The sequence below is a fragment of the Microbacterium sp. cf046 genome (assembly GCF_900114345.1).
Lineage (GTDB): Bacteria > Actinomycetota > Actinomycetes > Actinomycetales > Microbacteriaceae > Microbacterium.
The window spans coordinates 380,973-394,260 of record NZ_FOZJ01000002.1 but is presented as its reverse complement, the minus strand read 5'-3'; the positions used below and the strand labels follow the sequence as shown (position 1 = coordinate 394,260).

Below are 13,288 nucleotides of genomic sequence, written 5' to 3'. Positions count from 1 at the left end.
AGCGAGACGAAACGCCCTGACTGTCCCTGAGACGTCGGGGCGTTTCGTCTCGGTCGCCGCGCTCCCTCGCTCAACGACCGATGAGCGTCAGAACCAGTCCGACTCGCGGATCTCCCGCATCGCGATCCGGCGGGTCTCGGCCGGGAGGCGGTCGAGGTAGAGCTTGCCGTCGAGGTGATCGGTCTCGTGCTGCAGCGCCTGCGCGAGCAGTCCGTCGCCTTCCAGGACGACCTCGTTGCCGTCCAGGTCGACTCCGGTCACGGTGGCATGCGGGTGGCGCAGCGCCTCGTGCCAGAGGCCCGGCACGGAGAGGCACCCCTCCCCGACCAGCTCCGGCTCTCCGGAGACGTCGACCAGCACGGGATTGATCACGTAGCCGATGTCGCCGTCGATGTTGTAGCTGAACGCGCGCAGGCCGACACCGATCTGGGGGGCGGCGACGCCCGCGCGCCCGGGCAGCTCGACGGTGTCGACGAGGTCGCGCACGAGCGCCCGGATGCCGTCATCGATGTCGTCGATCGGAGCACTCGCGGAGCGCAGCACCGGGTCGCCGAAGAGGCGGATGGGTCGAACGGCCACGGATGCCTACGCCGCGGAGGCGAGGGAGCGCAGCCCCTCGACGACCGATGCCGCAAGGTCGCGCGCGGCGAGCCGGGTCGCCGGCTGCAGGTCGCGGAAGGCGATCGCGCTGCCGGCGGCGATGTGCGGGTCGTACGGGATGCGCACGACTGCTCGCACCCGCGTGCGGAAGTGGGCCTCGAGCTCGTCCTGCCGCACGAGCGGTGTTCCCGGCCGGGCGTTGTTGAGCACCACGACGGCGTTGCGCGCCTGCTCGGCGTACCCGTTCGTCTCGAGCCAGGTCAGCGTCTCGGAGGCGAGGCGGGCCTCGTCGACGCTGAGACCGGAGACCACGACGAGCTGATCTGCGAGGTCGAGCGTCGCACCCATCACCGAGTGCACGATGCCGGTACCGGTGTCGGTGAGCACGATCGAGTAGTAGTGCGCGGCGAGGCTCGCGATGTCGTGATAGTCGCGGTCGTTCAGCGCTTCGGACACCCGGGGGTCGGAGTCGGAGGCGAGCACGTCCAGGCGCGTCTCGTCGCGCGCGACGATGTTCGAGATGTCGTTGTAGCCGGTGACCTCCGAGCGCACCTTCACCAGGTCGCGCACGGTCTTCCCGCTCGAGCGCGAGACGCGCTCGGCGAGCGTGCCCCGGTCGGGGTTGGCGTCCACCGCGATGATACGGTCGTCCCGGGCGTCGGCGAGGGCCATGCCGAGCAGCGTCGTGACCGTCGTCTTCCCGACGCCGCCCTTGCGGGAGAGCACCGGCACGAAGCGGGCGCCGCCGTTCAGCGGCGCCGCGATGCGGCGATCGAGCTCCTTGCGCGCGCGGGCGCGCTTGCCGTCGCCGAGGTTGATCCGGTGGCCCGAGATCGAGTAGACGAAGTGCTGCCACGCGCCCTCGGGCTCGGGGCGGACGACCTGGTGCGGGTCGAGGAGTCGATCGGCGGTGAGCAGATCCGCGGTCTCACGACCCGCTTCGAACTCGCCCAGGCGCTTGGATGTCATCGCGACGTCGGCGCGCGGGATGACCCGCTCGACGGCATGCGGATGATCCGGCCGCTCCTCCGCTTCGAGATGCTGCGCCTCCCGTCGCGTGGTCGGGATCGAGCCGGTCGTCGTGACCGGGACGGCGACGGGGGCGGGCGGTGCCTCGATGACGATGTCCGGGAAGTCAGCATCGACGAAGGCGTCTGCGGGGGCGACGGCATCCTCGAAGGGCCGCTCCTCGATGACGGATGCCTCCTCCTCGGTCGCGGGCGAGGAGTCGTAGACGCTCTCGGCATCCGTCCACTCGTCGACGACGACCTCTCCGGTCTGCACGTCCTCGTCCGCAACCACCGGTGCGGAATCGCTCGCCGAGTACCCCAGCTCCTCGACCGAGATCTCGTCGTCGATCACGTCGTCGTCGAGGTCGTCATCGGTGTCGGCGGGAAGCGCGACGCTCACCTGCTCGGTCTGTCCGCCGAGGATTCCGATGCCCGACGTTTCGAGGCTTCCCGTGTCGGACAGCACGCCGTGCTGTTCGGGCTCGGCATCGCCGTCGTGCGTCTGGTCATTGCGATCGGGCGTCACTGCGGTGTCTCCAAAACGAAAAAGGTGCGCTGCGGGGGGATGCCGCGCCTTCCAGGCTACTGGGCGGGGCGGATCACGACCAAAAGGTCGCCCGCTTCGACCTGCTGGGTCTCACCGATCGCGAGGCGCTCGACGACGCCGTCGACGGGGGCGGTGATGGCCGCCTCCATCTTCATCGCCTCGATCGACGCGACCGGCTGGCCGGCGACCACCGCGTCTCCGACGGAGGTCTTCAGGGTCACGACGCCCGAGAACGGTGCCGCGACCTGCCCCGGTCGGGAGGTGTCCGCCTTCTCGACCTGGCGGGACTCGACGGTGATGCTGCGGTCCCGCACGTACACCGGCCGCAGCTGTCCGTTGAGGGTCGTCATGACCGTGCGCATGCCCTTGGCGTCCGCCTCGCCGATCGCCTCGAGTCCGACATAGAGCTGCACGCCGGGGTCGATCTCGGCGATGTGCTCTTCGCCGGGCTTGAGTCCGTAGAGGTAGTCGGGCGTGCCGAGGCTCGACAGGTCGCCGTACGCCTCGCGGTTGGCCTCGAACTCCTTGGCAGGACCGGGGAAGAGCAGGCGATTCAGCGTCCGCCGCCGAGCGGCGGTGTCGCCGGCGAGGCCCTGCCGCTCCGCCTCGGTCAGCGGCGGGATCTCGATCGATACCTGCCGACCGGCGAGCACCTTGGAGCGGAACGGCTCCGGCCAGCCACCGGGCAGGTCGCCCAGCTCGCCGGCCATGAAGCCCACGACCGAGTCCGGGATGTCGTAGTTCTGCGGATTCTCGGCGAAGTCGGCGGGATCCGCCTTCGCGGCCACGAGCGCGAGCGCGAGATCGCCGACGACCTTCGACGACGGCGTCACCTTGGGGATGCGGCCGAGGATGCGGTCGGCGGCGGCATACATGTCCTCGATGAGCTCGAAGTCATCGGCCATGCCGAGCGCGATCGCCTGCTGGCGCAGGTTCGAGAGCTGCCCGCCGGGGATCTCGTGGTGGTACACGCGCCCCGTCGGACCCGGAAGCCCCGACTCGAACGGGCTGTACAGGTGGCGGACGCCCTCCCAGTACGGCTCGAGGTCGCTCACGGCATCCAGGTCGATGCCGGTGTCGCGTTCGGTGTGCGCGAGCGCGGCGACCAGGGCCGACAGCGAGGGCTGACTCGTGGTGCCCGACAGCGGCGCGGCCGCGGCATCCACCGCGTCGACGCCTGCGGCGCTCGCGGCGAGCAGCGTCGCGAGCTGGCCGCCGGCCGTGTCGTGCGTGTGCAGGTGCACGGGCAGGTCGAACCGGTCCCTCAGCGCGGTCACGAGGCGGGCGGCGGCGGCCGGCCGGAGGAGCCCCGCCATGTCCTTGATGGCGAGGATGTGCGCACCGGTGGCGACGATCTCGTCGGCGAGGCGCAGGTAGTAGTCGAGCGTGTAGAGCTTCTCGTCGGGGTCGAGGAGGTTCCCCGTGTAGCAGACGGCGACCTCCGCGACCGCCGTGCCCGTCGCGAGCACCGACTCGATCGCGGGGCGCATCTGGCCGACGTCGTTGAGTGCGTCGAAGATCCGGAAGATGTCGACACCGGTCGCGGCGGCTTCGCGCACGAACGCGTCGGTGACCTCGACCGGCCGCGGCGTGTAGCCCACGGTGTTGCGGCCGCGCAGCAGCATCTGGATCGGAAGGTTCGGGATCGCCTCCCGTACGGCGGCGAGGCGCTCCCAGGGGTCCTCGGCGAGGAACCGGAGTGCGACGTCGTACGTCGCGCCGCCCCAGGCCTCGACCGAGAGCAGCTGCGGCGTCATCCGCGCGACGTGCGGCCCGACGCGCACGAGGTCGCGGGTGCGCACGCGGGTGGCCAGCAGCGACTGGTGCGCGTCGCGGTACGTCGTCTCGGTGACGGCCAGCGGCACCTGCTCGCGCAGCGCGCGCGCGAAGCCTGCCGGGCCGAGAGCCCGCAGGCGGTCGAGCGTCCCCGGCGGAGGCGGTGTCGTCAGGTCGATGTCCGGGAGCTTGCTGCCCGGCGAGATCGACACGGGACGCTCGCCGTACGGCCGGTTGACGGTCACATCGGCGAGCCAGTTGATCAGCTTGGTCGCCCGGTCGCGCGAGGGGTGACTGGTCAGCAGGGTCGGCCGCTCCTCGATGAACGCCGTGCTCAGGTCCCCCGCCACGAACGCCGGGTCATCGAGCACGGCGCGCAGGAAGGGGATGTTGGTCGCGACGCCACGGATGCGGAACTCCGCGAGCGCCCGCTTCGCGCGCGCGACCGCGGCGGGGAAGTCGCGTCCCCGGCAGGTGAGCTTGGCGAGCATCGAGTCGAAGTGCGGGCTGATCTGGGACCCGGCAGCCGTCGTCCCGCCATCGAGGCGGATGCCGGCGCCGCCGGGCGACCGGTACGTGGTGATGCGACCCGTGTCCGGACGGAATCCCTGCGACGGGTCCTCCGTCGTGATGCGGCACTGAAGGGCCGCGCCGCGAAGCACGATGTTCTCCTGGCTGAGTCCCAGATCTTCGAGCGTCTCCCCCGCGGCGATGCGGATCTGCGACTGGACCAGGTCGACGTCGGTCACCTCTTCGGTGACGGTGTGCTCGACCTGGATGCGGGGGTTCATCTCGATGAAGACGTGCTCACCGGCGCGCTCCCCCGCGGTGTCGACGAGGAACTCGACCGTTCCCGCGTTGACGTAGCCGATCGACTCCGCGAAGGCGACCGCGTCGTGGTGCAGCGCGGATCGGAGTTCCTCGGAGATGTTCGGCGCCGGGGCGATCTCGATCACCTTCTGGTGACGACGCTGCACCGAGCAGTCGCGCTCGTACAGGTGCACGGTGTGCCCGGTCGAGTCGGCCAGGATCTGCACCTCTATATGGCGAGGGCGCACGACGGCCTGCTCCAGGAAGACCCGCGAGTCTCCGAACGCGGCCCCGGCCTCGCGCATCGCCTCGGCGATCGCGGGCGGAAGGTCGCCGGGGCTCTCGACGCGGCGCATGCCGCGTCCCCCGCCGCCGGCGACGGCCTTCACGAAGATCGGGAACCCGATATCGGCTGCCTGCGCGACGAGTTCGTCGACGTCTTCGGATGCCGCGGTCGATCGCAGCACCGGCACCCCGGCGGCGATCGCGTACTGCTTCGCGGTGACCTTGTTGCCTGCCATCTCGAGCGCCTGGGACGGCGGCCCGATGAAGGTGATGCCGTTCTCGGCCGCGCGAGCGGCGAGTTCCGGATTCTCGGAGAGGAATCCGTAGCCGGGGTAGATGGCGTCCGCACCTGATTCGAGCGCGACGCGGATGATCTCCTCGACATCGAGGTATGCCCGGACCGGATGGCCCGGCTCGCCGATGACATACGACTCGTCGGCCTTCTGCCGATGGAGCGACCCCCGGTCTTCGTAGGGGAAGACCGCGACGGTGCGCGCCCCCAGTTCATACGCGGCGCGGAACGCCCGGATGGCGATCTCACCTCGGTTGGCGACCAGGATCTTTCGGAACATTCACACCTCGCTGGGTGGCCATGGGATCGGGCTGAGTGTGCTCCCAGCCTAGGGGACGGTAACGTAGTCGCTTGTGCACGTACTCTCCGTCAGCTCGCTCAAGGGCGGGGTCGGTAAGACAACCGTGACTCTGGGACTCGCCTCCGCTGCATTTGCGCGGGGAGTTCGGACTCTCGTGGTGGATCTCGACCCGCAGTCCGATGTCTCCACAGGCATGGACATCCAGGTCGCCGGTCGACTCAACGTCGCCGACGTCCTCGCCAACCCGAAGGAGAAGGTCGTCCGTCAGGCGATCACCTCGAGCGGCTGGGCGAAGGTGCACCCGGGCACGATCGACGTCATGATCGGCAGCCCGTCGGCGATCAACTTCGACGGGCCGCACCCTTCGGTGCGCGACGTCTGGAAGCTCGAAGAGGCCCTCGCCACGATCGAGTCCGACTACGACCTCGTGCTGGTCGACTGCGCCCCGTCGCTCAACGCCCTCACGCGCACCGCGTGGGCGGCATCCGATCGCGTGATCGTCGTGACCGAGCCCGGACTGTTCTCCGTGGCTGCGGCCGACCGGGCGCTGCGCGCGATCGAGGAGATCCGCCGCGGCCTCTCCCCCCGTCTTCAGCCGCTCGGCATCGTCGTGAACCGCGTGCGCCCGCAGTCGATCGAGCACCAGTTCCGCATCAAGGAGCTCCGCGACATGTTCGGCCCGCTCGTGCTGTCTCCCCAGCTGCCGGAGCGCACGTCGCTGCAGCAGGCGCAGGGCGCGGCCAAGCCCCTGCACATCTGGCCCGGCGACTCCGCGCAGGAGCTCGCGGCGGACTTCGACGCGCTGCTGGACCGCGTGATGCGCACCGGCCGGATCCCGACCGCCGGCAACACGGTCTGACCCGGATCTCTGGGAGCGCCCTCTCCCTTCGTTCATCCGTCACCAACGCACGCCGCAGGGCGCGTTCGGCGTACACAGGTGACCGATGAAGGCCGCGCGACCGCGTCCCCGTGACCAGGGCGCCCGCGGGGCCATCGGCGCTCCGTTCATCCGTCACCAATGCACGCCGCATGGCGCGATCGGCGTACACAGGTGACGGATGAAGGCCGCGCGACCGCGTCCCCGTGACCAGGGCGCGCCCGCAGGGCCATCGGCCCTCCGTTCATCCGTCACCAATGCACGCTGCATGGCGCGATCGGCGTACACGGGTGACGGATGAACACGGTGGAGGCTCAGCGAGCCGCGTCGATCGCACGCCGAACGCGCTGCGCAATGGACGCGGGGTCGCGGAACACCTGATCCCGTGACACCCGGATGACCCGCCAGCCGAGGTCGGCGAGCCGCTCGTGCTTCTCGATGTCTCGATGCCACTGACGCTGATCGGTACGGTGCTGGTCGCCTTCGTACTCGATCGCGATGCGCAACTCGGGATACGCGAGGTCGACGCACCCGACGAATCCCCCGTGGCGGTCGAAGACGTCATGGTCCGTCACGGGTTCGGGCAGGCCGGCATCGATGACGATGAGCCGCACCCAGGTCTCCATGCGTGACGCCACTCCCGGTCGGATGCGCGCGAGCGCCTCCCTCAACGGGGAGGCGCCGCGACGCCGGCCGGCATGCACGGCCGCTTCGAGGTCCGCCAGCGTCCCCCACGCATCGCGCTCTATCCGCGCCGAGTGCCCCGGGATCCGCGGAACTCGTACGACCGCGTCACCGAGCGCAACGAGATCGTACGGATGCCGCAGCATCCCTCCCAGCATCGCCCAGGTCGTCGCCGCATCCGCGACCCGCACTCCGTAGGTCGGATGCTCGACGACCCGCGAAAGCGCTGGGTCGATCTGGTGACCGTGAATCCCGCGGATGCGGGGAGCTCGCCCCGGCACGCTGACGTGCGGCTGCGCGTCGGGCAAAAGCGGGAGTGGCAGCTCCCACATGATCGCTGCTGTCGTATGGCTGAAGTACTCGGCCGGATGCATGTGCGCCGCGAACACGAGCGCAGCGCGGACGATCGCGGTCCGTTGCTGAAGGTGCGGCTGGTCCCCGCCGTCATCGACGTGCAAAGCACGGACACCTCGGTACGGCCGGTCGAACTGACCGCCGTCGATCCATCGCCGCGGATGACCGGCCCGTCGCGCATCGCCGACGAGGAACACGGATTCGCTGCCGAGTGGGTTCATTCCTTCACTGTGCCGCGCTCCACGCGCCCGCGCCGCCGTTATCCACAGCCCACGGTCCCGCTCACCGTTCATCCGTCACCTGGGTACGCGAAAACCGCGTTCACCCGTGCACAGGTGACGGATGAACCAAAACTTGGGTTCGCTCCCCCCACGCCCACCCGTTCATCCGTCACCCAGGTACGCGAAAACCGCTCCCGACCGTGCACAGGTGACGGATGAACCAAAACTTGGGTTCGCTCCCCCCACGCCCACCCGTTCATCCGTCACCCAGGTACGCGAAAACCGCTCCCCACGGTGCACAGGTGACGGATGAACCCCGCACCAAAGCGCTCCGCCGCTGAGCGCCGGAGCAGCCCCGCAGCGCTCAGGCGGTGCGGGCGGCCCGGCGCACGGAGAGCTCGTCGACGACCTCGGGCGCCTGCGCCTCGAAGTCGACCAGGGTCGATTCGACCTCGTGCAGCACCTTGCCGACCGCGATGCCGAAGACGCCCTGGCCCCGGCTCACGAGGTCGATGACCTCGTCGTTCGAGGTGCACAGGTAGACCGATGCGCCGTCGCTCATGAGCGTGGTGCCGGCGAGATCGCGGATGCCGGAGGCGCGCAGCTGCTCGACCGCGGTGCGGATCTGCTGCAGGGAGATGCCCGTGTCGAGCAGTCGCTTGACGAGCTTGAGCACGAGGATGTCGCGGAACCCGTACAGGCGCTGCGAGCCCGATCCCGATGCGCCGCGGACGGTGGGCTCGACGAGTTCGGTGCGCGCCCAGTAGTCGAGCTGACGGTAGGTGATCCCGGCTGCGCGGGCGGCGACGGCCCCCCGGTAGCCCACTTCGTCGTCCATCTCGGGCAGTCCGTCGGTGAAGAGGAGGTCTGCGACGAACTTCGGTTCGTCCGCGTCGTGAGCGTTCATACGCTTCCTCCTTGATGATCGGACATGTCAACGCTAGATGAGGCCCGGCCCCCGGGCAACGACATCCGCCTCGGGCGGTTCGGCGTGTCGCGGTCGCGGGTCAGGAGAGCATGCGGTCGAGGGCCGCACGGGCGAAGATCGCTCGCACCTCGTCGAGTCGCTTCGCAAGCTCGGGTGCGAGTTCGCTCGCACGCGCGCGGGATGCCGCATCCGTCCGTCGCAGCAGGGGTGAGAGCGCCGATTCGACGAGGGCGACGTCGCGTTCCGCGCTCTGGCGGAGGGTGCGGACGTGGCGCGGCTCGATGCCGTGACGGTCCAGTGCGACCAGTGCCCGCAGGATCGCGACGGCCTGGTCGTTGTACCCGTCGGTGGCGGTCAGCACGCCGGTGCTGATCGCGTCGTTCAGCAGCTGGGGCGCGGCGCCCGCCGCGGCCAGCAGCTCCTCGCGGCGGTAGCGGCGCGGCGCGGGGACGATCGAGGGCGGCGCGGCGGTCGGCGGCGCCGGGTCGCGCCCGGCATCCACGTCGGCGAGGTACTCGCGGATGACGACGAGCGGGAGGTAGTGGTCGCGCTGCAGCGTGAGCGCGAGACGCAGTCGCTCGAGGTCGTCCTGCGAGAACTTGCGGTATCCCGACTCGGTTCGAGTCGGCGTCACGATGCCCTGGACCTCGAGGAATCGGAGCTTGCTGGAGGTCAGATTCGGGAACTCCGGATTCAGGCGCGCCAGGACCTGACCAATGCTGAGAAGCCCCGCGGACGAAGATCGTTCGCGGGGGGACGGTGCCGGCATCAGCCGCCCGTCGTCTGGGGAAGATCAGCCGGTGAGACGAAGAAGTTGAGTCTGAACTTGCCGACCCGGACCTCTGAGCCGTTCGTGAGGACTGCGCGGTCGACGCGCTCTCCGTTGACGTAGGTGCCGTTCAGCGACCGCTGGTCGACGAGCTCGAAGGCCGTGTCGGTGCGGGTGATCTCGGCGTGACGGCGCGAGACGGTCACGTCGTCGAAGAAGATGTCGGCCTCGGGATGCCGCCCCACGGTCGTCACGTCCGTGTCGAGCAGGTACCGGGCACCCGCGGTCGGACCGGATCGGACGATGAAGAGCGCGGCGCGGGTCGGCAGCGCCTCGATCGCGTCGAGCTCTGCGTCGCTCAGGTCGCTGCCGAACGGCACGAACGAGAGGTCGGAATCGTGACCGAACGTCTGCGTCGTGTCGCTGGCGCCCTGCGAATCACCCGCGTTGGCGCTCGCTCCGGAAGCCTTCCGGATGTCGTCCGGTTCGGGGCGGCGGTAGTCCTCCACGGTGTTCCTCCTCTGAACTCCAGCGTATCGGATCGACCGCATCGCAAAAGGGCCGGTTCGACCCTCCTGAGCGGAGTTCCGCAATGTTTCGTCGTGTGTCACCCGAGGTGACTGCCGGAGGCGTCCCGCCTAGCCTGGCGAGTATCCGAACCTACTCAAAGGAGACCTCCGTGTCGACCCCGCACCGCCACCTTCCGCCCCTCCAGGTGCGTGAGCGTGCGGCGTGCATGTGCGTACACGGTGTGTCGTGCTCCTCGTTCGCGCCGGGTCACGCGCTCCACCTGATCCAGGCACGGCTGTCGGCAGCCACGCCGGCCGAGTGGGTCGACGCGATCGTCGAGCAGACGGATGCGGAGAACGGCGTCGTCGTCCTGCGCACGGTCATCGCGGCCGAGCGCATCGAGGTGTGGAACGGCTCCGGCGCGGTGCACGAGGTCTCCGCGGGCACGCCGGTGGCACTCCACGGCCGTTACAACGTGCTGGCCGTGGGACCGCTTCGGTTCAACGTCCTGCAGGGCTGAACCCGCAGGACGGGTGATCGTCGGTGGCCGTCAGGCCATCTTCATCATGGCGTCCTTGAGCGCCATGCAGGCGTCCATGCAGGCCTTGCACGACTGAGCGCACATCTTGCAGACCTCGCTCATGTCCGCATGCGCCATGCACTCGTCCATGCACATCTGGCACATCGCCATGCACGCGTCGAGCATCGACATCATCACGGCGGGCGTGGTGCCCTGCATCCGCAGCATGGTCCGCATCATCGTGTTGCACATGTCCGCGCAGTTCATGCACGCGGGTGAGCAGTCCATCATCTGAGTCGAGCACACCGTACACGCCTGCTCGCAGGCCGAGCAGGCGTCCATACAGGCCTGCATGAGCTGCATGTCCATGGCGCTCATCCCCGCCATCGACATGTCCTTGGACATCATGTCCATCATCATCGAGTCCACGTCGCGCTCCTTTCGCTTCTCTCCCTGACGGCACGTGCCGTCTGGTCGGAACGCTACTCCTCGAGGCCGCTCGCGTCATCGGGTCCCGTGCACGCTCAGCATCAATTCACACGCCCGTCATATGGACCCGCGGCGCTGCGGCGCGCATCCGCCCGGCGCCACGGCACGCGCGACGGCGGCGTAGCCTGGACAGGATGCCTACGAACACTCCTCCTCGCTCCCTCGGCCGCGCACTGACCGCCGCTGCCGCCGCCCTGCTCCTGGCCGGTGCCGGCCTGCTGGTCGCCTCCCCCGCGAGCGCGCACGACGAGCTCGTCTCCAGCGACCCGGCCGCGGATTCGTCGCTGGACGCCCTGCCCGCGGAGCTCACCCTGACCTTCAGCGGCGAACTCGCGACCGATCCGGGCGCGACCGAGCTGCAGGTCACCGACGCCTCGGGCGCGTCGCTCGCTGACGGCGAACCCGTGGTCGACGGGACCACGGTGACGCAGCCGCTCAGCGGCGCAGCATCCGGCGCCGTCACGGTGCTGTGGAAGGTGGTCTCCAGCGACGGGCACCCGATCTCGGGCGAGTTCGGATTCACCGTGGCCGAGGCTCCCCCCACGCCCACGCCGACCCCCACCGAGACCACGACGCCGACCGAGACGCCGACACCGGAGCCGACCCCGACGCCGACCGAGACGATCGCGCCGGTCGACAGCGGCGCGGCGGCGGTGCCGTGGATCCTCCTCGGGGTGCTCGCGGTCGCCGTCCTCGGCGCGGTCACGTACCTCCTGGTCTCCCGCGCGCGCCGCCGGAAGGCGCTCGAAGCGGCGGCCCCGGTGGCGCCGGGAGCGGCTCCCGCCGACCCCTCGGCACCCCAGTCTCCGCCCCCCGCCGACCGATAGGCTTGAGGCATGCCTCATTACGACGTCGCCATCCTCGGCGCCGGCCCCGGCGGTTATGTCGCGGCCGTCCGAGCAGCTCAGCTCGGCCTTTCTGTTGCGATCATCGAGGAGAAGTACTGGGGCGGTGTGTGCCTCAACGTGGGGTGCATCCCCTCGAAGGCGCTCCTGCGCAACGCGGATCTCGCCCACGTCTTCCACCACCAGGCCGAGCAGTTCGGCATCTCGGGTGATGTGCACTTCGACTTCGGCACCGCGTGGGACCGCAGCCGCAAGGTCGCCGACACGCACGTCAAGGGCATCCACTTCCTGATGAAGAAGAACAAGGTCACCGAGTACGAGGGCCGCGGTTCGTTCGTCGACGCGAACACGATCGACGTCGCGAAGTCGGACGGCTCGACCGAGCGGGTGACCTTCGTCAACGCGATCATCTCGACCGGATCCAAGGTGCGGTTCCTGCCCGGTGTGCAGCTGAGCGACAACGTCGTGACCTACGAGGAGCAGATCCTCACGCGTGACCTGCCCGGGTCGATCGTCATCGTCGGCGCGGGCGCGATCGGCATGGAGTTCGCGTTCGTGCTGGTCAACTACGGCGTCAAGGTGACGATCATCGAGTTCCTCGATCGCGCGCTCCCGAATGAGGATGCCGACGTGTCGAAGGAGATCGCGCGCCAGTACAAGAAGTACGGCGTCGAGATCCTCACCTCGACCAAGGTGGAGTCCGTCGTCGACCACGGCGACAAGGTCACCGTCACGTACACGCCCAAGGACGGCGAGCAGGCCTCGATCGAGGCCGACAAGGTGCTCATGTCGATCGGCTTCGCGCCGAACGTCGAGAACTTCGGTCTCGAGAACACGGGCGTGAAGCTCACCGATCGCGGCGCGATCGACATCGACGACCACATGCGCACGAACGTGCCGCACATCTACGCGATCGGCGATGTCACCGCGAAGCTGCAGCTCGCGCACGTCGCCGAGGCGCAGGGCGTCGTCGCCGCCGAGACGATCGGCAAGGCCGAGACCATGACGCTGGGCGATTACCGCATGATGCCGCGCGCGACGTTCTGCTCGCCGCAGGTCGCCTCGTTCGGGCTCACCGAGCAGCAGGCGCGGGACGCGGGCTACGACGTCAAGGTCGCGAAGTTCCCGTTCAGCGCGAACGGCAAGGCGAACGGGCTGGGTGAGCCGATCGGCTTCGTCAAGCTCATCGCCGACGGCGAACACCTCGAGCTGCTGGGCGGCCACCTGATCGGCCCCGACGTGTCGGAGCTGCTGCCCGAGCTCACACTCGCGCAGAAGTGGGACCTCACGGCGCTCGAGGCTGCGCGCAACGTGCACACGCACCCGACGCTGTCCGAGGCCGTGCAGGAGGCGTTCCACGGGCTCGCCGGCCACATGATCAACTTGTAGGAGGGCCTCCGCGTTTCGTCTCGTCGCTGCGCTCCTCGCTCAACGGCCGCGACCTCCGATCGTTGAGCGAGCGAAGCGAGA

Annotated in this window: 12 protein-coding genes; 4 read left to right on the top strand and 8 right to left on the bottom strand. The window is 69.3% G+C overall.

Annotated elements, in window-relative coordinates; all coding sequences use genetic code 11:
- Positions 1 to 87: 87 nt before the first annotated feature.
- From BM349_RS08050 to BM349_RS08040, 3 genes are read right to left on the bottom strand one after another with little or no spacing between them, the layout of a single operon-like run.
- Positions 88 to 579 carry a peptide deformylase gene (locus BM349_RS08050; protein ID WP_091705936.1) on the bottom strand — a complete coding sequence of 164 codons (492 nt, stop codon included), beginning with the start codon at positions 577 to 579 and terminating at the stop codon, positions 88 to 90.
- A 6-nt stretch (positions 580 to 585) separates the two neighbouring features.
- On the bottom strand, positions 586 to 2,136 hold the full coding sequence (locus BM349_RS08045) for a MinD/ParA family ATP-binding protein (RefSeq protein WP_091705934.1): 1,551 nt from the start codon (positions 2,134 to 2,136) through the stop codon (positions 586 to 588).
- Between the two features lie 56 nt (positions 2,137 to 2,192).
- A complete protein-coding gene (locus BM349_RS08040) occupies positions 2,193 to 5,600 on the bottom strand; it encodes a pyruvate carboxylase (RefSeq protein WP_091705931.1) in 3,408 nt (1,135 codons plus the stop codon).
- A 73-nt stretch (positions 5,601 to 5,673) separates the two neighbouring features.
- On the opposite strand from BM349_RS08040, the gene BM349_RS08035 reads away from it, so the two are divergent.
- Positions 5,674 to 6,480: a ParA family protein gene (locus BM349_RS08035; RefSeq protein WP_091705928.1), complete on the top strand. Its 807-nt coding sequence runs from the start codon at positions 5,674 to 5,676 to the stop codon at positions 6,478 to 6,480.
- A 332-nt stretch (positions 6,481 to 6,812) separates the two neighbouring features.
- Here the strand turns inward: BM349_RS08035 and BM349_RS08030 are convergent, their stop codons facing one another.
- From BM349_RS08030 to BM349_RS08015, 4 genes are all read right to left on the bottom strand, one after another.
- A complete protein-coding gene (locus tag BM349_RS08030; protein WP_175525247.1) occupies positions 6,813 to 7,757 on the bottom strand; it encodes an endonuclease domain-containing protein in 945 nt (314 codons plus the stop codon).
- A gap of 364 nt (positions 7,758 to 8,121) precedes the next feature.
- Positions 8,122 to 8,664 (bottom strand): MerR family transcriptional regulator, encoded by a 543-nt coding sequence (locus BM349_RS08025; RefSeq protein WP_091705923.1) that lies wholly within the window; start codon positions 8,662 to 8,664, stop codon positions 8,122 to 8,124.
- A 100-nt stretch (positions 8,665 to 8,764) separates the two neighbouring features.
- Entirely contained in the window at positions 8,765 to 9,454 is a 690-nt protein-coding gene (locus BM349_RS08020) for a transcriptional regulator FtsR (RefSeq protein ID WP_091705921.1), read from the bottom strand.
- Positions 9,454 to 9,963 (bottom strand): FHA domain-containing protein, encoded by a 510-nt coding sequence (locus BM349_RS08015; protein WP_254773788.1) that lies wholly within the window; start codon positions 9,961 to 9,963, stop codon positions 9,454 to 9,456. The genes BM349_RS08020 and BM349_RS08015 overlap by 1 nt, the downstream gene beginning before the upstream one ends.
- 170 nt (positions 9,964 to 10,133) lie before the next feature.
- On the opposite strand from BM349_RS08015, the gene BM349_RS08010 reads away from it, so the two are divergent.
- Positions 10,134 to 10,484, top strand: coding sequence for a hypothetical protein (locus tag BM349_RS08010; protein ID WP_175525246.1), 351 nt, complete (start codon positions 10,134 to 10,136; stop codon positions 10,482 to 10,484).
- 30 nt (positions 10,485 to 10,514) lie between these two features.
- Here the strand turns inward: BM349_RS08010 and BM349_RS08005 are convergent, their stop codons facing one another.
- A complete protein-coding gene (locus tag BM349_RS08005; RefSeq protein ID WP_254773857.1) occupies positions 10,515 to 10,904 on the bottom strand; it encodes a four-helix bundle copper-binding protein in 390 nt (129 codons plus the stop codon).
- 203 nt (positions 10,905 to 11,107) lie between these two features.
- Between BM349_RS08005 and BM349_RS08000 the strand changes: the two genes are divergently transcribed.
- Both BM349_RS08000 and lpdA read left to right on the top strand, forming a co-directional pair.
- Complete coding sequence (locus tag BM349_RS08000) at positions 11,108 to 11,800, top strand: copper resistance CopC family protein (protein ID WP_091705915.1); 693 nt, start codon at positions 11,108 to 11,110, stop codon at positions 11,798 to 11,800.
- 9 nt (positions 11,801 to 11,809) lie between these two features.
- Positions 11,810 to 13,207, top strand: a complete 1,398-nt coding sequence (gene lpdA / locus BM349_RS07995; protein ID WP_091705912.1) for a dihydrolipoyl dehydrogenase — start codon at positions 11,810 to 11,812, stop codon at positions 13,205 to 13,207.
- Positions 13,208 to 13,288: the final 81 nt, after the last annotated feature.

What these genes read in the sequence shown, in the direction of transcription:
- BM349_RS08040 (WP_091705931.1), bottom strand. Translation starts at nt 5,600, where the DNA reads ATGTTCCGAAAGATCCTGGTCGCCAACCGAGGTGAGATCGCCATCCGG.
- BM349_RS08030 (WP_175525247.1), bottom strand. Translation starts at nt 7,757, where the DNA reads ATGAACCCACTCGGCAGCGAATCCGTGTTCCTCGTCGGCGATGCGCGA.
- BM349_RS08025 (WP_091705923.1), bottom strand. Translation starts at nt 8,664, where the DNA reads ATGAACGCTCACGACGCGGACGAACCGAAGTTCGTCGCAGACCTCCTC.
- BM349_RS08020 (WP_091705921.1), bottom strand. Translation starts at nt 9,454, where the DNA reads ATGCCGGCACCGTCCCCCCGCGAACGATCTTCGTCCGCGGGGCTTCTC.
- BM349_RS08005 (WP_254773857.1), bottom strand. Translation starts at nt 10,904, where the DNA reads ATGATGATGGACATGATGTCCAAGGACATGTCGATGGCGGGGATGAGC.
- BM349_RS08000 (WP_091705915.1), top strand. Translation starts at nt 11,108, where the DNA reads ATGCCTACGAACACTCCTCCTCGCTCCCTCGGCCGCGCACTGACCGCC.
- lpdA (WP_091705912.1), top strand. Translation starts at nt 11,810, where the DNA reads ATGCCTCATTACGACGTCGCCATCCTCGGCGCCGGCCCCGGCGGTTAT.